The organism is Bradyrhizobium sp. URHC0002, from assembly GCF_054059515.1.
Genome location: NZ_JBSSCF010000001.1, coordinates 8214099 through 8236459, shown reverse-complemented (window position 1 = coordinate 8236459; position 22361 = coordinate 8214099). Strand labels below are relative to the sequence as shown.

Here is a 22361-nt window from a genome sequence, read left to right as displayed (position 1 = left end):
GATGTTCTTGTCCATCGTTACCTCCTTGAGGATGCTCGTTCTTTTCAATCTGTCTGAAGGCTTATTTGATGGGCGTGGTCAGCGGGTCGTCATTGGTGTCGAGGACGAAGACAGCGAGCAGCTTTGCCGGCTCGGTCTTGCTCGCGTTGCGGCTGATCAAATGGACAGCGCCCGGCGGTTCGGACCAGCTCTCGCCTGCCCGATAGATGCGCGTCTCGCCGTCATTCACCTTCGACTCGATCGCGCCCGAAATCACATTGGCGTAGATGAAAGCTGACTTCGCGTGGGTGTGAGGCCCGGAGGCCGCGCCGGGCGCGTAATCGACTTCCACGGCGATCAGCGACTTGCCAGGGATATTAGGAATGGCCGCCTCGAAGTTCTTCGTGACGGTTTGCGCTTCGCTATCATGGGCGTAGATGGGGCCGGCCATCGAGAAGGCGAGGGCGGCGCAGGTGGCGGCGATGATTGCTCGGATCTTCATGGGCTCTCTCCTTCAGCCTAAAGGTTGGTCTTCGTTCTTCATTGTTTCCTCCCGGCCTCGCCGGCCTGATGATTGCGGACACCGGAGGGGTCAGTCTCGCGGGATGAAGTCGACGTGGGGGCCCCGGCTCGACAATAAACACCGGGAGCTTGGCGAGAACGCACGCGACCGCGCGACAGCCATTGCCATGTGGAATCCCGAGAACAGCTGAGGATCGCCCTCCTGCGGGCCGAGCTGCGCCGGGATATGGGCCGGATCTTCCGCCTGGATGCGGGGCGAGACAATCGCCGCGGCGCAAAAGGCAACGATAATCCACGACAAGGCAGAACTGCTCGCCCCCCCCCGAGTCCTCACGGACGAACATCGGCAACGTCTCGACCCTCGACGCGCCGTCGCCGCCTTCAACCCGCTGTCCGCCTGCCTAATCCCGAAAGCGTCGCGACTGGCTCCTCGGGCGCGTTAAAGACGGACGTCGTGAGCAGGACAGCGGCAGCGAGGACCCAGTAGTACCAGGCGTCGAGTCCGAAGAATTTGAAGACAAACGGGGCGATGACAAACGCCACCCCGACGGCGCGATCGACCCGAAGGTGCAACCAGTAGGGAATGATGCGCACGAGTCCGGTGGGATGGTCGGTCAGAGCGGGCAAGAGTAGAGCCGCGACACCGACAACAACCGAAAGCCACATCGCGACCGCTCCGCTCTGGCCGAGCTTCAGCACAAATGGCGCTGCGATCAAGACGATCGCGACGGGATAATCGATTAGGTAGGCATGGATAGACTTGGTGATGAAGCGGAACGACATCGGTGACTCCTACGTGCTTGGTTGCTCGAGCGGGTCCTCGCGACGCGGAGAGTGAATCCACCCAAGAGGACGATCACGCCGCCCTATGCTGGCAAGCACTCGGTACAACCGCCACGGGTCAGCCCGGTTCGACGCAAGAAAGGCTATGCCGATACGCCAACCATTAGAAATGCCCGTTCGTTATTGTTTTCATTCCACTCGCCCGGCGCCATGGAAGCGGGTTAGTGCGGCGTTGAGCGTCGACCGCCAGTCCAAGAGCGGAGTGAACTTCAGGCGCACGAGGCGACGATGCTTCAGTGTCTGGCTGTCGAGGTCAGGAAAGGCTTGGGAAGATCGCCCGGACCGTGCCATACGTCATCCGCTTCATTCCTGAGCACCCCACACAGGTTCGCGACGGTCGCCGTGCGTTATGCCGAGGGGCAGCTTTCGACCTTTGGTGTCGCAGCTGTCAGGCGACCTCCTCGATCACGAGCTCCCCTTCCGTTGAACGAGATCGCGTCACCGGCGCACTTGCCCTCCAACTCAGCATAGATCGTGCCTGGGTTGAGATGCCCCTGATCTTGTTGCCGTCGCACACAAACTTGCCTGTCGACACGGCACCGGCGCCGGCGAACGACGCGACAGTGACCGCGAGCGAGGTCGCAAGCGTGCGGACCTGCTGCCGGTCGTCGCTCAAGCCGATCTCGACGCGGGGCAGCTGCTTGATGTCGCAGCCGATGGCGCCCGCACGGGACGCTGGGATCTCCTCCTGCGCCAGGAAGCTTATGCGAGCTTGGTCAACCCCCGCGGCTCCCAACTCTCTTACCGCAGCCTCGAATTCAACTTCGCCTTGCAGCGCGCCAATGACCTCTCGCAACTCGCTCACTATCGGCATCCTCTAAACTTGCTTTCCTGTCTTGAAGGCCTCGGCCCGTGCCGAGCACCGCGCCCGCCTCTCACGAGTAGTCACCGCCGCTTTGCTGAGTGAGGTTGCCGAGGTAATCACGCTTCCCGATCTTCGCTCCAAGGTGCCGGAGGATCGCGTGCGCAATCGAGATGTGGAAGAAGAAGTCGGGCAGCACCAGGTGCCGGATGTAGTCGTCGCCGCCGAACCACCCGCGCACGATAGGCGGCGTCAGCTCGTAAGTGTGGGACTGCGCGCCGGAAATCTCGTCCGGCTGCACGTTTTTCAGGAAACTGCGAGTCTCAAGGAGCCGTCCCTTCAACGCCGGATACATCATCGGGGTGTTACTGGGTGCTGGCGGATCGTGCTGCATCAACTTCGCCATGTGCGCCTCGACCTTGTTGCAGCTTACGGAGAACTGTTCTCCGAAAGTGAGCATGTCGGGCGCGAGCCGCTCGCCAAGAATCCTCCCAGGCTCAAACGCCTTGGTCCGTTCGAGTGCCCGGGCGTGGTCGAGATAGTCGTCCATTACGTTCAGTCCATGCACCATGACAGGGACTGTGATGTAATAGACCGAGAAGGACACGCCGAACTCCATGCGCTCGTTTGTAGTCTGAAAGTCGGTCGGACCCGACAGGTCGATAATCAAAACGAATAGTTACAATAAGTCCTTCCCGGCGGCGTCCACCACGTTCGCGGTCGGGTCGGCCGGAGCCGCTCCGCTGATCTGAGCGATCGCCGCCACGGTGCCGGCGACCAGCGAGACGGCGACAACCAGGCCGACGGTCCTCGATAATTTCATGGGGTCTCCCTTGCCCGCGCGCGGCACGGCGACTCGGCGCAATGGCTTCAATCGATGTCGAGGCGGGCGCGTGTTCGCCCAGCCCAGTGGACTTCAGGATCAGATGGAGCGGACGAAATTTGAAATTCCCTTTGGACATGCATTCGATAAGCGTGGGGTATGGTCGTCCAAAAGCGCGGTGCGCGTCGGCAGCCCGTCCTCTTCGATCGGCCGTCGAGGAGTGCGCCGTACAACACCGCCTTGAGGTCAAATGACAGCGAATCGGAGAGGTCAATCACCACGTGGGCGCCCGCCAGGGCTTCTTTCAGCCCATCTGCGGTAATCGTACTGACGCCGACCTTCGGTGAAGCAGCGATCACCTCGTGGCCGCCCTGACGCAGAATGGCGACGCTTTTCGAGCCAATCAGGCCGGTGCCGCCGATCACGACGATTTTCATTGCGGGATCGTCCGACAGGAAACCAAGAAAGAAAATTCTCAGACCGCGCGCCACCCAGGTCGGGGATTCCCGCGCGCCTTGCGCAGAACGGCGTATGCGACCGCGATAATCACGTTCGCAAGTCACGAAGCCAATGCACCGATCCTGACGCCGGACATTCCCGCGATGATCGCGGCCGCGACGATGGCGCTCATCCCGACGCAGACACCCCAAAGGCGATCGGCATTGCGTTGATCGACACCGTGCGCGATCAGCACCACTCTCAGCCCTGAAGCAAGGTGGCTCAGGACGAAGAAGGCGCCGAGGGCGTAGTGAGGCAGCAGCCGGATATTCCATGCGTCATGAACGAGCCCAGTCGGGGCTCCGATCGCGAAGTTCCAATCTGTCGGTATGCCGAGGAAGCTTCGCGCGTAGACGAAGACCGAGTTCATGTGGCCGAGAATGTACACTGAGAGATAGGCTCCCGAAGCGACCTGATAGGTCCGCTGGAAGTCGTGCGCTGCGGCGCTCCAACGCCATGCCAGAAAGAGGCCGGTGCCGATCTGGAAAAGCATGGCCGCCAGCAACAACGGTTCACCTATGGCGGAGCGATAAACCAGGCGTCCGATCTTCATAACGGCTGCATGCGTATCCGGCCCTATCAAGCCGAACAGATGATTGGTGAGATGAAACACCACATATAGGGACAGGACCGCGGCCGTTACCCCGTGGACAACCCGCCAACCCCCAACTGCAGGCACAGCTGCAGCGACCGGATCTCGGGCAGACTGCGACCAGATCGCGATTGCGAGCCAAATCGCGCACCAGACGACCTCGTCGGGAATAGGGCTCTTGATCAAGATCTGGACAACGCCGAGAAAGACATAGAGCGTTGGCGACGCCACGCTGGCATAGGCGAGGCGTCTTGAACCGGGATTGGACGTGGGACGACAAGCCAGAGCGATCCCAAGAAACGGCACGACGAACGCAACGACCAGGATGAAGGTCGCGCTGGCGATAGCGAGCGGTGGCGGGCTTAAGGCCTGCGTGCCGACGATGGCATGAAAAGCATTGAGCAGAAATGGATAGCAAATCGCCGCCGCTGCGGGAATCAGAGCCAAATAGTCAAAGCGCTTCACAAGAAACCTTGTGCGGTTCTGCGGGCGAAGGAATGCTTCCATCATAGACCTATAAAGCCACAACAAAGAAACCGGTGTACGAGACGACCTCCAAGACAGGTTTGAAAACTTGCCTTCGCGTATTGGCTTGCGGCCGTGCATCGATTCTTTATTGTTTCGATGACCACATAAACTCACACTTTGTCAAAGAACGTTCACGAAAAAGAAGGCAGAGTCGTTCATCGCTTCTCTATTTTCGTTCTATTTCCCGGCCGGTGGCCGAAAAATGCCACTCTCGCTTGCAAAGATAATACACGAGAAGTCTCATTTCGGCGATCACCGTTGTCGTTGAGCTAGTGAATGCTCTGATCTGTGCCAAGGCAACGGGGTTGCTTCAGCCGAAGCTTCCGCAGAGTCTGGTCAACTCCTGAGTGATCTTCGAATGCGTTGGCGCGCAAAATGACCAATTCGTCCAAGAGGGCTAGGTCATGAAAATGCGTTTGAATTATTCATGCGGATCATCGATGCCCACAGTGCCCGCGCGCTTCTTGTCGTTCTCGTGCGCCATGTACGAACATCTTTCGGGCCTCACTGCGCGAATTTCGCGGCACCAGTTGTGCAAGCCGCGACGGCATTGATCGCCGATTCCAGCGACTGAACGCAACTTAGAAGTCTTTGCAGAACAAAAACGTCGGCTTCGCGTGCCATGCGGATCGTGGCATTCCTCGCTATGGCATCACGCCGCGCGGCGGCGCGGCAATAACGATCGCTTATGGACTCCATGGCGAGAGGTGATTTCCCTCGCCGGCATTGCAAAGTCATTTTCCAAAAGTTGTCCAATTAATCTCAGCATCCGGCACCGCGATGGCGCTGCGCTAGCTACGGCTGTTGACTGACAAATGGCACGGATGAGGAAGACTGATGTCCCAAGAAGCCTACGACATTGTCATTGCTGGCGCGGGCGCGGCCGGCTGCGTCGTTGCGAGTTATCTCGCCGTACACACTGATGCTTCGATCGCGCTGATCGAAGCGGGCGACACCGATCGCGATCCGTTCATCCACATTCCTGCCGGCTTCGCCAAAATACTGGCCCACGACCGGCATGTCTGGAAATACGAGACGGTTCCCCAGCACGGCACCAAGCGAGCATATCGCTCAGGCAAGGTGCTCGGCGGCGGCTCCTCGATCAACGCGATGGCCTACGTCCGTGGTCAAATGCGCGACTACGCCGCGTGGCAGGACGCGATCGGCGACACCGGCAAATGGTCCTATGAAGACCTGCTTCCCGTCTTCATGGCGCAGGAAGACAACGACACGTTCCACGACGAATTTCACGGCATCGATGGTGGCCTGGCGGTCCAGCAGCCCAAGGGCATCAACAAGCTGAACCAATACTGCCTCAAGGCCTTCCAGGAATATGGGATTCCCTTTAATCCCGACTATAACGGCAAGAGCCAGATCGGCGTCTCACCGGTGCAGTCTACGGTCGGAAATCAGCGGCGGTGCAGCGCGGTCGATGCTTATCTGCGTCCGCACCTCGCCTCGGGCCGCGTGACCCTTCTCACCGGCAAGACCGTCGTTCGCATCCTCGTCGAGAACAAGCGGGCCGTTGGCGTCGAGCTCATGGACAAGGGCGTGAAGAGGATCACGGCCGGCGAGGTTGTGCTGTCCGCCGGCAGCGTCCATAGCCCGAAGATCCTCATGCACTCGGGCATCGGGCCGGCCGAGCAGCTTCGCCAACACGGCATCGCGGTGATCGTCGATTCTCCGGAGGTAGGCGAAAATCTCCACGACCACGCGATCGTGCCGGTCCGTGCCTACGTAAAGGGCGATCTCGGCTATCAGGCAGCCGCGCAGGGCCTCGGCAGCGTGAAGGCGGGCCTGCGCTATTTCGCCACCAAGGATGGCCCGGCGTCGGGCAACGGCATCGAGACGGTTTCCCACTGGAATCCGTCCGACTTCACCGCCGAACCCACGATCCAATGCTATCACGTGCCTATCATCGCGGCCAATGGAATCAGCCCGACGGGCGACCGCTCTGGCATCACCTTCGAGCTCGTCGTGCTTCAGCCCAAGAGCCGCGGCTGGGTGCGGTTGGCCGACAGCGACCCGACGTCGATGCCCCTCATCAACCCGAACTTCATGGGTGAGGAAGAAGACCTGATGGCCGCGGTGGAATCGGTGCGCGCGATCCGCAAGGTCATGGCGCAAGAGTCGCTGGCGCCGGTGATCGAGGAGGAGATCGAGCCCGGCCCGCGCATCCAGTCGGACGCCGAGATCGGCGAATGGGTGAAGCGTGCCGTGACGACGATGTTTCACCCGGTCGGCACGTGCCGGATGGGCCAAGATACGCGAGCGGTGGTCGATGCAAGGCTCAGGGTCCGCGGGGTCGACGCCCTCCGGGTGATCGACGCCTCGATCATGCCGAATATCACCAGCGGCAATACCAACGCCCCGACCCAGGCGCTCGCGCGCCACGCCACGGCGATGCTGGTCGAGGATCTGAAGCGGCCTACTGAGCAGAGCTATTGAAATCAAGTCCGAGGTCCGCGTTGGAACAGCGGTGCGAAACAATGATGCTGCCTGTATCGAGACCGGCTGATGAAACAGTGTCGAGCTGTCCAATTCAATTGCAGCATTCTAGGTCCTTGGGGAGACGGAAGTGAGTGCGACTGACAAAACGGAGTGTCCGGCTCCGGCGACCCGGCTCGATCGCGGTTGGTTTCGCGGCCTTGCACGATGCGGCGGCGCACCGATCGGCATGCTGTTCGCGCTCGCGCTCGCTGGCTGCGACGGGAAGGCGCAATCGCGGGCGGCCGCGCCTCCGCCGCCGCCGGTGACGGTGGCGCAACCGGTCAAACGGACCGTCACCGACTGGGACGAGTTCACCGGTCGCTTCGAGGCGATCCAGGAGGTTCAGGTCCGTGCCCGCGTCGGCGGCTTCGTCAATAGTGTAGAGTTCAAGGATGGTGCGATCGTCCGCGCTGGCGATCTGCTTTACATCATCGATCCGCGCCCGTTCGAGGCGGTCGTGCTGCAAGCCGAAGGGCAGCTCGCCGACGCACGAGCCAAGGGGGAACTTGCCAAGCGCGATCTCCAGCGCGGCCTGACCCTCGTGCAGACCAGCGCGGTCTCCGAACAAGTCGTCGATCAGCGCCGTCAGGCGCTGCAGGCGGCGCGTGCCGCCGGGACCCAGGCCGAAGGCGCGCTCAAGGCCGCACAGCTCAATGTCGAATTCACCCATGTGGTGGCGCCGATCACCGGCCGCGTCAGCCGGCATCTGGTGACCCCGGGCAATATCGTGCAGGGCAGCGAGGACGGCGCCACGCTATTGACCTCGATCGTATCGCTCGATCCGATCTACATTTATTTCGACGTGGACGAGGCGACCTATCTGAAGAACAACAAGCTGTGGTTCGAGGGCAAGCGGCCGAGCTCGCGCGACACCCCCAATCCGGTGCAGGTGGTGCTGACCGGCGAAACCAAGCCGTCGCATGAGGGCCATATGGACTTCATCGACAACCGACTCGACGTTTCCACCGGCACGCTGCGCAGTCGTGCCGTGATTCCGAACAAGGATCTCTCGATCCTGCCCGGCCAGTTCGGCCGCGTCCGCATCATCGGCAGTGCGCCTTATGAGGCGTTGCTGCTGCCTGATACCGCGATTGCGACCGACCAGTCGCGCAAGATCGTCTTCGTCGTCAAGGACGACAATACGGTCGAGGCGAAGCCGGTAACGCTCGGGCCGCTCGATGAGGGGCTGCGTGTGATCCGCGAGGGGCTGAAGCCTGAGGATCGCGTGATCGTTGACGGCCTGCAGCGGGCCCGGGTGGGCGCAAAGGTCAGTCCGCATGTAGCCGATGTCAAGCCGGCCGGTGACAAGACATGAATCTGGGTCGGCTTTCCATCAACCAGCCCATCCTGGCGATGGTGCTGTCGATCGTGCTGCTGATCGTCGGCGCGATCGCCTACACCACGCTGCCGGTTTCGGAATATCCGCAGGTGGTGCCGCCGACCGTCGTCGTCACCACGCAATATCCGGGCGCCACCGCGCAGACCGTTTCCGACACGGTTGCAGCCCCGATCGAGCAGGAGATCAACGGCGTCGAGGACATGCTGTATCTCTACAGCCAGGCGACCTCGAACGGCAATCTGACCATCACGGTCACCTTCAAGCTCGGCACCGACCTCGACAAGGCGCAGGTGCTGGTGCAGAACCGGGTCGCGATCGCGCAGCCGCGGCTGCCGGAAGAGGTGCAGCGCAACGGCGTCGTCACCCGCAAGAATAGTCCCGATATCCTGATGGTGGTCTTCATGCTGTCGCCTGACGACAGCTTCGACCAGCTCTATATCAGCAACTACGCGCTGCTGCAGGTGCGCGACGAGTTGCTCCGCCTCGACGGCATCGGCGACATTCAGATGTTCGGCGCCCGCGACTACTCGATGCGGCTGTGGCTCGATCCGGACCGGATCGCAACGCTCGGTCTGACTTCTGCCGAAGTGGTGGCTGCGATCCGCGCGCAGAACCTGCAGATCACGGGCGGGCAGATCGGGGAGCCGCCGATCGCCGACCGCGCGTTCCAGCCCAATCTCACCTTTACCGGGCGCCTGAAGGATCCGAAGCAGTTCGAGGACATCGTGGTCAGGGCCGGCGCCGACGGCCGAATCGTGCGGCTGCGCGACGTGGCGCGGGTCGAACTCGGTGCGTTGTCCTATGCGACCAATAGCTTTCTGCTGCGCAAATCGGCGGTCGCGCTACTGGTGACGCAGCGGCCGGGATCGAACGCGCTGGCGACCGCGAAAAACATCTCCGATACCATGGAGAAGCTGAAGACCCGTTTTCCAAAGGGCCTCGACTACAACATCGGCTACAACCCCACCGAATTCATCGCGCAATCGATCCACGAGCTGATCAAGACGATCTACGAGGCCATGCTGCTGGTCGTCATCGTCGTGCTGGTGTTTTTGCAGGGCTGGCGGCCGGCGATCATTCCGATCATCGCCATTCCCGTCTCGCTGGTCGGCACCTTCGCCGTGATGGCGGCGCTCGGATTCTCGATCAACAATCTCACGCTGTTCGGCCTAGTGCTCGCGGTCGGCATCGTGGTCGATGATGCGATCGTGGTGGTGGAGAATGTCGAACGGCACCTCGAGCACGGCATGAGCCGGCGCGATGCGGCGCTCAAGACCATGGAGGAGGTCGGCAGTGCGCTGGTCTCGATCGCGCTGGTGCTGTGCGCGGTGTTCGTGCCGACCGCCTTCCTCGGCGGCATTTCCGGGCAGTTCTTCCAGCAATTCGCCATCACCATTTCGGTCGCGACCGCGATCTCCCTCTTCTGCTCGCTGACATTGTCGCCGGCGCTGGCCTCGCTGATCCTGGTGCCGCATGAGGAGAAAAAGCCACCGGCACGCTGGAATTTCATCGCGCGTGGCTGGGACACCTTCACCGGCTATTTCAACCGCGGTTTTGACCGGCTGTCGCATGGCTACGCCAGTACGGCTGATTTCGTGATCCGGCATTCGGTCGTGATGCTGCTGTTGTATGTTGCGCTGATCGGCAGTGCCGGATGGCTGCTCGCCACCACGCCGCAAGGTTTTATTCCCGCGCAGGACCGCGGCTATGTCATCGTGTCGGCGCAATTGCCGGGCGCGGCGTCGCTGGCGCGCACCACCGACATCGTCCGTCAGATCGAGAAGACCGCGCTCGATACTCCAGGCATCATCCGCGTTGCGGCGTTCGCGGGATTTTCGGGCGCAACCCGAACGCAGGCGGGCAATGCGGCGGCCCTCTTCCCGGTGTTCGAAGAGCCGGAGATACGCCTGAAGAAGGGCCTGACCGCGGCTGCGATCACGGCCGATTTGCGCAAACGTCTGTCTGCGATACAGGGGGCGTTCATCATCGTCATTCCGCCGCCGCCGGTGCCGGGCATCGGCACTGGGGGTGGCTTCACGATGCGGGTCCAGGATCGCCAGGGTCGCGGCCCCGAACTGCTGGCCGCCGCCAACGACGAGCTCGTCGCCGCGGCGCGCAAGGCGCCCGGGCTGACGCAGGTGTTCTCACCCTTCACGGCTAATACGCCGCAGCTCTTCGTCGATATCGATCGGGTCAAGGCGCAGAAACTCGGCGTGCCGATCGCGAACGTCAACGAAACCATCCAGACCTATTTCGGCTCGACCTACGTCAACGACTTCAACCTGTTCGGCCGCACCTATCACGTCACTGCCCAAGCCGACCTGCCGTTCAGAAAAGAGCGATCCGATCTGGCGCGGCTGCGCACCCGCAACGCCGCCGGCGACATGGTGATGCTCGGCAGCGTGGTGGATTTCCGGGACGTTTCCGGTCCCGACCGCGTCGCCCGCTACAATCTCTATCCGGCAGCGGAGCTGCAGGGCGAGGCGTTGCCGGGCACGAGTTCGGCCACCGCGATCAACACCATGAAGCAGCTCGCGGAGCAAACGCTGCCGAGCGGCTTCTCGTTCGAATGGACCGATCTTTCGTACCAGCAGGTCACCGGCGGCAATGCCGGCCTCTACGTGTTCCCGATCTGCGTGCTGTTCGTGTACCTGGTGCTCGCGGCGCAATATGGTAGCTGGAGCCTGCCGTTCGCTGTGATCCTGATCGTGCCGATGTGTCTGTTGGCTGCGACCATCGGCGTGCGGATCACGGGGCAGGACGTCAATATCCTGACCCAGATCGGCTTCGTCGTGCTCGTCGGACTGGCAGCCAAGAACGCCATTCTGATTGTCGAGTTCGCACGCGATATCGAGCTGGAAGGCCGGCCGCGGTTGGAGGCGGTGATCGAAGCCTGCCGGCTGCGGTTGCGGCCGATCCTGATGACGTCGTTCGCCTTCATCCTCGGCGTGTTGCCGCTGGTGGTCTCGTCGGGCTCCGGATCGGAGATGCGCCAGGCGGTCGGCGTCGCCGTGTTCTTCGGCATGCTCGGCGTCACGCTGTTCGGCCTGATCTTCACGCCGATCTTCTACATGGTGGTGCGCAACCTCGCGGAAGGTAAGAACAAGGGCAAGCCGACCCAGACGACAGCGGCCGCGGCGGAGTGAGTTGCGGTGACGCCGATGCGCGATGAAGCCGGAACAACTCGCGCTCGCTGCGCACGTGGATCAAATAGTACGCAACGCAGGCTATGTAAAAGGAGAGTCGGATGACCACCACCGTGTTGAAGGCAATGATCATCCCCGCCAAAGCCGACAAGTAGAGCAAAGCATTCTGATGCAGTCTCAAAGATAACGACACTCGAAATCGTGGTGGGAGCCGCGACCTCGGCCATCACCGGCGGCGCCTGCTCGCCCTATGGCTTCCATTGGACCTTCGACACCCGCGCGCTCGCGGTCTGCACCGGCGGCGCGCTGATGAAGGCGGGCGGCGGCCAGACGGTCGGCTCGGTTGGCGTGCCGCCGAACTCGTCGGACTTCTCCTCCTTCCTGCTGCAGCGCAGAGCTCGAAGGCGAAAATCGTCAGTCTCGCCAATGCCGGCCAAATAGACCTTCCGGCTTGCGATCGTAATATGCCCGGGAAGAAAACCGACCTCCCAGAATATGAGACAATTTGTCCAGGCTGCTTTAGGCCCCGCACGGCTGTCGTCGCACGGACGCGCGCAGGCCGTCGTGATCACGCCGGGTTATCGACTACATGCCCCATCTGAATGACGTTTGGGCGCCGTCGCCTAATACTGTGCTGCCGTGTGAGGCAGGAGGACGGGCGATGGTCACGACTGTTGAAGGCCCTGTTGGAAGGCACGACAACGACTGGACGTCTGCAGAGACCGCCGCCGGGCGCAACGTTGGCCTCTCCCTTTGGAGGGGCGTTCGAGGAAGGTGCCCGCGCTGCGGGCGCGGTCGCCTGTTTTGTGCGTTTCTCAAAGTCGATGAGCACTGCTCTGTCTGCCGCCTCGATTTCACCGGACACCGGGCCGACGACCTGCCGGCCTACTTAGTGATCGTCATCGTCGGACACGTCTTGGTTCCGGTAATTCTCTGGATCGAGGTGGACTATGCACCGTCGCTGGCGTTTCAGCTTGGCGTCTACCTTCCGATTACGGCCCTGGCCTCGATAGCTCTCTTGCAGCCGGTCAAGGGCGCCGTCGTAGGGCTGCAATGGTCGCTAAGGATGCACGGCTTCGGCGCGCATCCACCCGATGAAATCTAGGCTTGAGGCTGAAGGTGCCTCAACGGAACGGCGGCCGAGGAGCGGGCGCAAGCGCCAGCAATTTCATTCGCAGCATCATAGCGTCAGATGTCGAAGCCGGCCGCACGCGTATCGTAGTCACGCGCTTTCCACCCGAGCCGAACGGCTTCCTCCACCTTGGATACGCGAAGTCGATCGTACTGAATTACGAGCTTGCGAAGGAATTCGGCGGCCGCTGCAACTTGCGCCTCGACGATACGAACCCGACAAAGGAGAGGGTGGAGTACATCGACGCGATCAAGCGCGACGTCCAGTGGCTCGGATTCGATTTGGCGCAGGGCCTGCACTTCGCCTCCGACTACTTCGAGCAGCTCTACGCGTGGGCCTGCCATCTCGTTCGCATCGGCAAGGCCTACGTGGACGACCAGTCCGCGCACGATATCAGAGAGGGCAGAGGGACATTGATGAGCCTTGGCCGGAACAGCCCGTTCCGCGACCGCAGTGTGAAGGAAAATGCTGAGTTGTTCGCGCAGATGCGCGCCGGCGAGTTCAGGAACGGCGAGCGGGTGCTCCGCGCGAAAATCGACATGGCGTCAGCGAACCTCAACCTGCGCGACCCCGTCATCTACCGTATTCTCAACGCCGGCCATCCGCGCACCGGCGTGGCTTGGCACATCTACCCGAGCTATGATTTCGCGCACGGCCAGTGTGACGCCATCGAAGGGGTGAGCCACTCGCTCTGCACCCTCGAGTTCGAGGACCACCGACCTCTGTACGATTGGTTCCTCGACAACCTCCCAGTGCCATCGCGACCCCGACAGTACGAGTTTGCTCGCCTGGGCATTACGCATACCGTTCTCTCAAAACGCGCGCTGACGGAGCTAGTGCGCGACGGCCACGTGGCGGGCTGGGACGATCCGAGGATGCCGACGCTTGCGGGCCTGCGCCGACGCGGCGTGCCGCCCGAGGCGGTGCGCCAGTTCATACGCGGCGTCGGAGTTTCGAAGGCGAATAGCACGGTCGACGACGGTGTCCTGGACGCAGCGATCCGGGATGTCCTCAATGAGCGGGCTCCGCGCCGAATGGCGGTGCTCAAGCCGCTCAAAGTGACAATCGAGAACTATCCCGCGGGCCGGATAGAAGAGTTCGACGCGCCAAACCATCCGGCGGACCCGGCCTTCGGGAGGAGAGCCGTCCGGTTCTCCCGCGAGGTGTACATCGAGCAAGACGACTTCCAAGAGGCGCCACCACATGGTTTCCGGCGCCTCGCGCCGGGCCGCGAGGTGAGGCTCCGCTACGCCTACCTCGTCACTTGCCATGATGTCGTGAAGGACGCAGCAGGCCGTGTGGTCGAGCTACGCTGCGCCTACGACCCCGACAGCAGGGGTGGCGCCGGCGCCGGCGGCCGAAAAGTCGGGGCGACAATCCACTGGGTCAGCGCCGTGGATGCGTTGCCAGCAGAGGTCAGGCTCTACGGCCGGCTCTTCTCAGCAGCGAGTCCGAGCCCGACGGACCTCGCGGCCGACCTCGACCCACATTCCATGCATACGCTGCGCGGCTGCCTCGTCGAGCGCGCAACCGCCTCCGATCCCCACGGCGAGGCGTTGCAGTTCGAGCGCCAAGGCTATTTCAGCCACGACGATGATTCCCGCCCCGAACGGCTGGTCTTCAATCGAACCGCCTCATTGCGCGAGAACCCGGGAAAGCCGCCGATAGCGCGCCTCGACCTTCTCAGGGGCACGCGGAGGCAATTGAGATCGTCTTCGATCCCGCGGTCGTAGCTACCCGGCGGGCTTTGATGGCGGTCCATTCATGGTCGGTGTGTTCGTAGCGCATGATTCGAGCCCTCGCCTCCAGGGCTTGGATCACGTTCCGGTACGCGGCCTCAACCGACGCTGCCGCAGTGCATTTGGGTCGCTATCCACCCAGAAGCGGACTCGTTATGCTCACCTTGAGTTCTTCCGGTTTTGACCCCATAGCGGGCATCGTCGACAGTTTAGAAATACCACTATGCACATGGCATTGGACCCCATTTCGCAACGCGCAAATCCATGCTGTAATAATGTTCTTCGTGAGCAACGGGCAACGAAGCCCTAAGCCTCGAAGAAGATAATGCGACGACGCAATTTCCAACAACGGGGTTAGGAGATGCGACAATGAAAAGAAGCACGCTGATTAGTCTCAGTATTTCGGCATCGATCGCCGCGTTAGCGGCTGGTGTCGCGATTTCCGCGCAAGACAAATACACTGTGCAAGTACCGAACGGCCTCGTGTTCTCTGAGTTTAGGGGATACGAGGATTGGCCAGTGATCGCGATCAGTGAGAGCGGAGGCAAGATCGCTGTCATCGTGGGAAATCCGGTAATGATCGATGCCTATAAGCAAGGCGTGCCCGGCAATGGCAAGGCTTTCCCAGACGGCGCCAAGATGGCGAAAATTCATTGGAGCCCGAAAATACAAGAGACGTACCCCGGTCAGCCAACGGTGCCAGGTACCCAGCTTGACGCTGGTTTCATGGTGAAGGACGGCAAGAGGTTCGCGGACAGCGGCGGATGGGGATGGGCCGAGTTCAACTATGACGCCGCGTCCGATACGTTTAAGCCCGCCACTGCAGCGGACAATCCGCCGCAGGAAAACGACGCGAAGTGCGGGTTCTCGTGCCACTCGGTGGTGCAGAACCGCGACTACGTTTTCACGGATTACGGAAAGAGGTGAGTATCGAATAGTGTTGACGGACGGTCGTAACGACTGCGCCGAATAATGGTGGATGTCCGCACCTGGCACCTTTGAGACATGCCCGCCTGTCCTGAGAACGCCGTTCACCGGGACAGGAAGCCGCCGTGGTCGGGTCAAACCGACGCGAATGAACCAGCTCGGAAGTCAGACCTTTCGCTGCGCTGTGATCGTCCATGGGCCGTGCAGCGCGTCTTCGATTCAACGACACTGCTCCGACCATTCGTGCCATGAACGTTGTGAAAGTTTTCGGCTGTCAGAGCGACGCCCTCGGTTAACATAAAGTGATGGGGCCGTTCACATGGCTGATGGAATGTCCCGTTGAAAACGTGTTTAATGTCGCCCTGAAAATGTCTTCGGAAAGTTTGGGTTGGCCTACGTTTAGGCAGCCACTTCGCCGAGGAAAACGGCTTCGACGAAGAGCAATGTGTGTTGTCCCAACAGCGCGAGCGACGCGTTGAACTTCTACACCGGCGCCGGACGCAATCTAAGTTCCTGCGACAATAGCCTTTGCAAATTCAAACAAAAGGGAAAAGAGCGCGGTCGCCGTGACGGCGAAGGTGATGCCGGCCAGGCCGCGCGGATAGAAGCCATTCTTGCAGAATTCAAAAAGGCAGGAAAGGAGCCTATGTCATGAGTACGATCACCACCAAAGATGGCACTCAAATCTACTACAAGGACTGGGGCGCGGGCCCGGTCATCACATTCTCGCACGGTTGGCCGCTCAGTTCCGATGCCTGGGACGGTCAAATGATGTTCCTCGTGCAGCACGGCTACCGCTGCATCGCGCACGACAGACGGGGTCACGGCCGTTCAAGCCAAGCTTCTGCCACAACGACATGAACGGCTACGCCGACGATCTAGCTGCCGTCATCGAAGCACTCGATCTGTGTGACGTTACACTCGTCGGTCACTCGACAGGCGGCGGCGAAGTTACGCGCTACATCGGACGGCATGGTACCGACCGCGTTAAGAAAGTTGTCCTCATTGCCGCGGTGCCGCCGCTCATGTTGAAGACCGAAGGCAATCCGGATGGGCTCCCGATGGAAGTATTTGACGGCATCCGCGCTGGACTCATGAAAGACCGCTCGCAGTACTACAAGGACGGTGCGATTGCGTTCTATGGCGCGAACAGACCGGGCGCGAAGGTCTCGCAAGGGATCTTAGATCAGTTCTGGCTATGGAGCATGCAGTCCGGTCTTAAGAATTCCTATGATAGCGTCAAGGCCTTCTCCGAGACCGACTTCACTGAGGACCTCAAAAAGTTCGATGTGCCAACGCTTGTAATGCACGGCGAAGATGATCAGATCGTGCCAGTGAAGGCCTCTGCCAAAAAATCAGCCAAGCTGATCAAAGGCGCGAAAGAAATCTACTATCCCGGTGCGCCTCACGGCCTTACCGCTACCCTTCAAGATCAGGTCAATGCTGACCTACTTGCGTTTATCGCAGAGAAAGAAGAGCGAAAAGCAGCTTAGGAGCGCACTTGTGTTCGGCGTCAGCGCGCTTCGTCCCCTAAATGCGCGCTGACGGCTGGACTTCGAGGAGAGCGGGCTCCCATCTCCACGTGTCCCTGCGACAAGCGAGGTTAGCCATGAAGATCATCGTCATCGGCGGCACCGGCCTGATCGGCTCGAAAACCGTCGCTATTCTCCGCCAGGGCGGTCACGACGTCGTCGCTGCATCCCCCCAAAGTGGTATCAACACCATCACAGGAGAGGGTCTCAAAGAGGCCTTGGTCGGCGCGCAGGTGGTGATCGACCTCGCGAATTCGCCCTCATTTGAAGACAAGGCGGTGCTGGAGTTCTTTGAGACCTCCGGCCGCAACCTTCTCGCGGCGGAGGCAGCAGCGAACGTCCGGCACCATGTCGCACTATCAATCGTCGCAATCGATCGGACAGACAATGGCTATTTCCGCGCCAAGGCTGCCCAAGAGAAACTGATCGAGACCTCCGGCATCCCATACACCATCATCCGTTCGACCCAGTTCCTGGAATTCCTCGGCGGCATCGCCAATTCAAGCGCGGAAGGAAACCTGGTCAGGCTCCCGCCCGTCCTGTTCCAGCCCATCGCTTCGGACGACGTTGCTGCCAGCGTTGCCGATGTGGCGCTTGCGCCGCCGCACAATGGCATCGTGGAGATTGCCGGCCCGGAACGAGCGCCATTCAATGAAATCATCGCCCGCTATCTGAAGGCGGTTGGCGACCCGCGTGAGGTCGTGAGCGACCCCGATGCCCGATACTGGGGCGGCCGGGTTGACGAGCACTCGCTCGTGCCGTTGGGCGAGGCGCGCCTCGGCCGCATCGGTTTCGACGAATGGCTCCGCCGCTCACAGGCAGCAGCCTGATCCCGCATCGGAGGTACGCCCAGTCTGTCCGAGCGGTCCCGGGCAACGAACGAAAGAGGCGACTATGACGATCAAACTCGTTGCGTTGGTTCTTCTGTGCCTCATGACCGGCACGGCGGTGGCCCAGGAGCCTAAGGTCACGTCACTCATGTCTAAGGACCTTCCGGAGCATCCCGGCAGGGAAGCTCTGATGATCACAGTCGAGCATGCGCCCGGCGGGTCGAGCGCTATTCACCGACACAATGCACATGCGTTTGTTTACGTGCTGGAGGGCTCCGTCGTGATGCAGCTGAAGGGTGGACAACAGGTGACACTGACACCAGGACAGAGCTTCTATGAAGGCCCTGATGACGTTCATGTCGTCGACCGGAACGCAAGCGGCACCCAGCCGGCGAAATTCCTGGTGCTCTTGATCAAGGACAAGGGCGCCCCGGCGCTCGTGCCCGCACAGTGACTGTTACAACCCAAGTACACGGACGGTCAGCAGGAGATAAACATGAGCTTGGACAACACCGACGAGTTGGTTCCGTCGCGCTATGCGCTGCGGGTCGGCGAGATTGACGCGCTGGTGGTCAGCGATGGGGTGCTATCGCTGCCAGGCGCGATGTTGGGCCATAACGCCGACCCGGCCGTTCGAACGGCCTGGCTGAACGACATGTTCCTGCCGCCGGACGTGCTCGAGTGGGCGCTCAACGCGGTCGTGGTGCGTAGCGGCGGCCGGACCGTACTCATCGACGCTGGGATAGGGGTGGACCGGGGCTTAAACTTGCCGCGGGCCGGGCGGTTGGTCCAGCGACTGGAGGCCGCCGGCATCGATCTCGCATCCGTGACCGACGTGGTGCTTACCCACATGCAGTCGAGCACCCCGACTGGTACAACGGCTTCGAACACGACCCCGAGGAGGCGGCCCGAGTCCGGGTCCGTCTTCTGCGGGAGCTGGCGGCAAACCGCGAGTCGCTGGTGGCCACTCACCTTCGTTCCCGTCCGTCTGCCATGTGGCGGTCGACGGCGACGTCTTTCGCTGGGCACCGGGCCCCTGGGAGTACTGACTGTTGGGTTAGGGCCGAACTAGACGACCGTATGCGTTTGAACAACTGGTCGATCGCTGCCTCGTACGACACCGCCCGTATCTTCGCCGGCTTAGGCTTCGGCTCCTCCACCGCGAGCAGGTCGATCATCTCGCGCCTGCGCCGCACCGGCGTACGAGCGAGCACGCCAACAACGGGGACTTTCCATGATCCTAGGGATGTCGGTGGACGCCTTCACAATCTTGCACGTCATTATCACCCTTGTCGCAATCGGAAGTGGACTGATCGTTGTGGGCGGGATGTTTGCCTCGAACACGTTGCCGGTCACAACCGCACTTTTTCTCTTCACAACGGCGCTCACCAGCTTGACTGGATTTCTTTTTCCCATCCACGGCTTCACGCCGGCTTCGGGTGTCGGAATTGTGGCTTGTGTGATCCTGACCGTCGCGCTGTTTGCTTTGTACAAAGAGCACCTGGTAGGCGCATGGCGCTGGATCTACGTAATCACCGCTGTGGTGTCGCTTTATCTTAACGTCTTCGTTTTGGTCGTGCAGAGCTTCGGGAAGGTTTCGGCTCTCAATGCGTTGGCTCCGATGCAGACCGAACCACCCTTCGCGGTCACGCAGGCCGCTGTGCTGGCCATCTTCATGCTGATTGCTCTGATCGCCGTCATTAAATTCCGACCCCCTCAAGCGCAGATGTAACAGTTTGCGATGTCCGTTGTTGCCGATAGTGTTGCAAAACCCCCAAAATGCCGAGCGACTAATTTTCCGCGGAAAGACGAAACAAGCAACAATCGCCGATCAATGCAGGCTCAAACCCGCTACCGGAATCGCCTGTGAGTTTGGCGCCTGGCGGCGTGGTCCCCCACATAATTAATCGATCGTCGCGCCCACGGCTCGGAGAATTTGAGTCCCGTGCCACAAAAAGACTTTTGCAACACTATCGGCCCTTCTCGGACCTTATGCGATGTCCGCTCCTACGCCGCTGTTAGGGGATAAGCGGACATCGCGGATTTATAAGTACACGCCCTAGATGGAGATTATCTTGCCGACTTTCGGCACACAGCCTCGGTCGACGAGCCATTCGGCCCTTTGACGAATTTCTCCGCGGTCTGATCGATGATTGGGAAGCTCCCGTGGTGGCAAGGGATCGCTTTGTCGAAGTTGAAATAGCGGCGGCAGGCGAGCGCAGCCACTGCGCCGCCCATGGTAAGGCGATCGCCGATGGGGACGATACCGATGTCCGACCAGCATGGCGTCAGTCTTTCAAGATGGCGAGTGCGTCGCCGACGTGATCGTTGTGGCCGTGCGTGAGCAGCATTTGGGTGACACCCTCGGCGGGTTCCTCCCACCCCTTCTTCCAGGACGGGTTATCAGGCAGAAACGGACAGGCAAGAACTAGGACGACGACTTCAGCGAATCCGTATCGAACGGCAGGCTGCGCAGGCGCTTCCCGGTGGCGGCGAAGATCGCATTGTTCACCGCAGCACTGACAATGGCCGTCGGAGCTTCACCAATGCCACCTGGAGCCTCTGCGTTCTTAATCAAGTGCGTCTCCACCGTCGGCACCTCGTCGATACGCATCGGCAGATAGCTGTCGAAATTGCTCTGCTCGACGCGTCCATCCTTGAAAGTGATTGACCCATGGAGCGCAGCGGTCAGCCCGAAAAGCGTTCCACCCTCAACCTGTGCTTCGATCGTATCCGGATTGACGTACATGCCGCAATCAACCGCACAGACGATCCGCTTTACTTTGACAGAGCCATCGGCCGCCACTTCGACCTCGGCGACCTGCGACAGGTAACTTCCGAATGCGAATTGTACCGAAATCCCGCGGCCATGCCGTGCGGGAAGTGGTGATCCCCACCCTGCTTTTTCCGCGGCAAGGGACAGAACAGCAAGCGCTCGCGGATTGTGACCAAGCAATCCCTTGCGATACGCGACAGGATCCTGCTTCGCCGCATTCGCGAGCTCATCCATGAAGCTTTCGACCACAAAAACATTGTGAGTCGGTCCGACGCCGCGCCAGAAAGCCGTCCGGACACCAGGGGGCTCGACCCGGACATAGTCGACGTGGATATTGGGCAGCGCATAGGGCGGCTCGGCCGCCGCTTCTACGGCATCGAGGTCTAATCCGTCCTTGAACCAATAGGGAATATAGCGAGCGGCGATCGAGGAACCGGCGATCCGATGCGTCCAGGCAACCGGCTTGCCGGCCGCATCAAGTCCCGCCGACAGCCGATCGAAGTAGTACGGCCGATACATATCGTGCTGGATGTCTTCCTCGCGGCTCCAGATCACCTTCACCGGGCCATCGACGTGCTTGGCGATCTTGACGGCCAGCACCGTGCCGTCGGCCTCCAGCCTTCGGCCGAAGCCACCGCCAATCAGATGATTGTGAATTTTGATCGCATCCCTTGGCAGGCCGGTGAGTTCGACCACCAGAGACTGCGTGAGCGACATCACCTGCGTCCCGACCCAAACGTCGCAACGATCCTTCTGCAGATGAACGGTGCAGTTCATCGGCTCCATCGCCGCATGGGCCAGGAAAGGTACCTGATAAATGACTTCGAGCCGCTGCGCCGCGCGAGCAAGAGCCTTCCCTGCATCGCCATCGTTACGGGCAACCGCGCCCGGCTTTTTGGATTCCGCCTCCAATTGCTTGACGATTTCGGCGTTGCTAACCTTGCCATTCGGCCCGTCGTCCCACGTGATGGCGGCAGCCTCGAGCCCCTTCTTTGCGGCACCCATGTGATCCGCCACGACGGCAACAGCTTCATCGATATTGACCACCTGCCGGACGCCCTTCACTGCCAGCGCGGCTTTCTCGTCCACCGTTTTCACCTTGCCACCGAGCACAGGCGAAATGGCAACCGCCGCAACCTTCATACCCGGCAATAGTGCGTCGATGCCGTAGAGTGCGCGCCCATCGACCTTTATCGATGAATCCACGCGCTTGGCACGCGTGCCGATCAGGGTGAAATCTTTCGGATCCTTCAATCTAACACTTGCTGCGGGCGCCACAGGCAATTTCGATGCAGCCTTCGCAAGTTCGCCGTAGCTCAGATGCTTCGAGCCGGACGCATTGAACACGACGCCGTTCTTGGCATGGCAAGTCGCTGGATCGACATTCCACCGCTTGGAAGCAGCCGCAATCAGCAGATTACGACCCACTGCGCCTGCCTGACGCAGCGGCGTCCAGAAGGCACGTACAGAGGAGGAAGCACCTGTAGTTTGAATGTGCAGGAACGGGTTGGCGTAAAGCGCATCATTTGCCGGTGCATGCTGAACCTGAATCTGGTCAAGCTCCACCTCCAGTTCTTCGGCCAGAAGCATCGCGAGCGCCGTGTAAACCCCCTGTCCCATCTCGGCCATCGGCATGACCAGGGTCACGGTGCCGGTTGGATTGATCCGTATAAATCCATTCGGCGCGAAAGTACCCGTGACCTCGTTTTCGACCACCCGCGAAGCAGGCGCCGCGAAGACGGACTCCGTGCTTGCACCGGTCAGCGCAAAACCAAGCAGCAAACCTGTGCCTTGAAGAAAGGCGCGCCGCGACACCGCTGTTTCATCGGCAATCCGCTCTCTCAGAATAAGCCCATCCATGAT

The 22361-nt window shown here is 60.9% G+C and carries 19 protein-coding genes and 5 pseudogenes; 14 read left to right on the top strand and 10 right to left on the bottom strand.

Going from position 1 to position 22361, the window contains the following annotated elements; translation table 11 throughout:
* Nucleotides 1-61: 61 nt before the first annotated feature.
* The 7 genes and pseudogenes from ACVWVY_RS39755 to ACVWVY_RS39725 all read right to left on the bottom strand — a co-directional run bounded on the left by ACVWVY_RS39755 (nt 62) and on the right by ACVWVY_RS39725 (nt 4569).
* Nucleotides 62-481, bottom strand: coding sequence for a cupin domain-containing protein (locus ACVWVY_RS39755; protein WP_456631488.1), 420 nt, complete (start codon nt 479-481; stop codon nt 62-64).
* A 401-nt stretch (nt 482-882) separates the two neighbouring features.
* Nucleotides 883-1284, bottom strand: coding sequence for an SPW repeat domain-containing protein (locus ACVWVY_RS39750; RefSeq protein ID WP_456631487.1), 402 nt, complete (start codon nt 1282-1284; stop codon nt 883-885).
* 448 nt (nt 1285-1732) lie between these two features.
* The gene (locus ACVWVY_RS39745; RefSeq protein WP_456631486.1) at nt 1733-2149 is read right to left on the bottom strand and encodes a hypothetical protein; all 417 of its coding nucleotides are present in this window, start codon (nt 2147-2149) and stop codon (nt 1733-1735) included.
* 70 nt (nt 2150-2219) lie between these two features.
* Nucleotides 2220-2765: a DUF1993 domain-containing protein gene (locus ACVWVY_RS39740; RefSeq protein ID WP_456631485.1), complete on the bottom strand. Its 546-nt coding sequence runs from the start codon at nt 2763-2765 to the stop codon at nt 2220-2222.
* Nucleotides 2766-2825: 60 nt separating this feature from the next.
* Complete coding sequence (locus ACVWVY_RS39735; protein ID WP_456631484.1) at nt 2826-2969, bottom strand: hypothetical protein; 144 nt, start codon at nt 2967-2969, stop codon at nt 2826-2828.
* Between the two features lie 203 nt (nt 2970-3172).
* Nucleotides 3173-3406 (bottom strand): annotated as a pseudogene (locus tag ACVWVY_RS39730) (NmrA family transcriptional regulator); the annotation flags it as partial.
* Between the two features lie 122 nt (nt 3407-3528).
* The gene (locus tag ACVWVY_RS39725; RefSeq protein WP_456631483.1) at nt 3529-4569 is read right to left on the bottom strand and encodes a hypothetical protein; all 1041 of its coding nucleotides are present in this window, start codon (nt 4567-4569) and stop codon (nt 3529-3531) included.
* Between the two features lie 855 nt (nt 4570-5424).
* On the opposite strand from ACVWVY_RS39725, the gene ACVWVY_RS39720 reads away from it, so the two are divergent.
* The 14 genes and pseudogenes from ACVWVY_RS39720 to ACVWVY_RS39655 all read left to right on the top strand — a co-directional run bounded on the left by ACVWVY_RS39720 (nt 5425) and on the right by ACVWVY_RS39655 (nt 19454).
* On the top strand, nt 5425-7035 hold the full coding sequence (locus tag ACVWVY_RS39720; RefSeq protein ID WP_456631482.1) for a GMC family oxidoreductase: 1611 nt from the start codon (nt 5425-5427) through the stop codon (nt 7033-7035).
* A 229-nt stretch (nt 7036-7264) separates the two neighbouring features.
* Entirely contained in the window at nt 7265-8392 is a 1128-nt protein-coding gene (locus ACVWVY_RS39715) for an efflux RND transporter periplasmic adaptor subunit (RefSeq protein WP_456632441.1), read from the top strand.
* Nucleotides 8389-11562 (top strand): efflux RND transporter permease subunit, encoded by a 3174-nt coding sequence (locus ACVWVY_RS39710; protein ID WP_456631481.1) that lies wholly within the window; start codon nt 8389-8391, stop codon nt 11560-11562. The genes ACVWVY_RS39715 and ACVWVY_RS39710 overlap by 4 nt, the downstream gene beginning before the upstream one ends.
* 192 nt (nt 11563-11754) lie before the next feature.
* Nucleotides 11755-11996: pseudogene (locus ACVWVY_RS39705) on the top strand (ABC transporter substrate-binding protein); the annotation flags it as partial.
* Between the two features lie 227 nt (nt 11997-12223).
* On the top strand, nt 12224-12667 hold the full coding sequence (locus ACVWVY_RS39700) for a DUF983 domain-containing protein (RefSeq protein ID WP_456631480.1): 444 nt from the start codon (nt 12224-12226) through the stop codon (nt 12665-12667).
* A gap of 2 nt (nt 12668-12669) precedes the next feature.
* Entirely contained in the window at nt 12670-14427 is a 1758-nt protein-coding gene (locus ACVWVY_RS39695) for a glutamine--tRNA ligase/YqeY domain fusion protein (protein WP_456631479.1), read from the top strand.
* A 375-nt stretch (nt 14428-14802) separates the two neighbouring features.
* Nucleotides 14803-15360: a cytochrome P460 family protein gene (locus ACVWVY_RS39690; protein ID WP_456631478.1), complete on the top strand. Its 558-nt coding sequence runs from the start codon at nt 14803-14805 to the stop codon at nt 15358-15360.
* A gap of 475 nt (nt 15361-15835) precedes the next feature.
* Nucleotides 15836-16015, top strand: coding sequence for a hypothetical protein (locus ACVWVY_RS39685; protein ID WP_456631477.1), 180 nt, complete (start codon nt 15836-15838; stop codon nt 16013-16015).
* Nucleotides 16012-16149 (top strand): annotated as a pseudogene (locus ACVWVY_RS39680) (alpha/beta fold hydrolase); the annotation flags it as partial. The gene ACVWVY_RS39685 and the pseudogene ACVWVY_RS39680, both read left to right, overlap by 4 nt.
* The gene (locus tag ACVWVY_RS39675) at nt 16095-16853 is read left to right on the top strand and encodes an alpha/beta fold hydrolase (protein ID WP_456631476.1); all 759 of its coding nucleotides are present in this window, start codon (nt 16095-16097) and stop codon (nt 16851-16853) included. The pseudogene ACVWVY_RS39680 and the gene ACVWVY_RS39675, both read left to right, overlap by 55 nt.
* Before the next feature lie 116 nt (nt 16854-16969).
* A complete protein-coding gene (locus tag ACVWVY_RS39670; protein ID WP_456631475.1) occupies nt 16970-17722 on the top strand; it encodes an SDR family oxidoreductase in 753 nt (250 codons plus the stop codon).
* Between the two features lie 64 nt (nt 17723-17786).
* On the top strand, nt 17787-18176 hold the full coding sequence (locus ACVWVY_RS39665; protein ID WP_456631474.1) for a cupin domain-containing protein: 390 nt from the start codon (nt 17787-17789) through the stop codon (nt 18174-18176).
* A gap of 42 nt (nt 18177-18218) precedes the next feature.
* A pseudogene (locus tag ACVWVY_RS39660) lies at nt 18219-18771 on the top strand (MBL fold metallo-hydrolase).
* A 197-nt stretch (nt 18772-18968) separates the two neighbouring features.
* Nucleotides 18969-19454: a hypothetical protein gene (locus tag ACVWVY_RS39655; protein ID WP_456631473.1), complete on the top strand. Its 486-nt coding sequence runs from the start codon at nt 18969-18971 to the stop codon at nt 19452-19454.
* 327 nt (nt 19455-19781) lie between these two features.
* On the opposite strand, the pseudogene ACVWVY_RS39650 reads toward ACVWVY_RS39655, so the two are convergent.
* The 3 genes and pseudogenes from ACVWVY_RS39650 to ACVWVY_RS39640 all read right to left on the bottom strand — a co-directional run.
* Nucleotides 19782-19996: pseudogene (locus ACVWVY_RS39650) on the bottom strand (metal-dependent hydrolase); the annotation flags it as partial.
* Nucleotides 19997-20010: 14 nt separating this feature from the next.
* Nucleotides 20011-20073: a hypothetical protein gene (locus ACVWVY_RS39645; RefSeq protein ID WP_456632440.1), complete on the bottom strand. Its 63-nt coding sequence runs from the start codon at nt 20071-20073 to the stop codon at nt 20011-20013.
* A 77-nt stretch (nt 20074-20150) separates the two neighbouring features.
* Nucleotides 20151-22358, bottom strand: coding sequence for a molybdopterin cofactor-binding domain-containing protein (locus tag ACVWVY_RS39640; protein ID WP_456631472.1), 2208 nt, complete (start codon nt 22356-22358; stop codon nt 20151-20153).
* Nucleotides 22359-22361 lie beyond the last annotated feature (3 nt).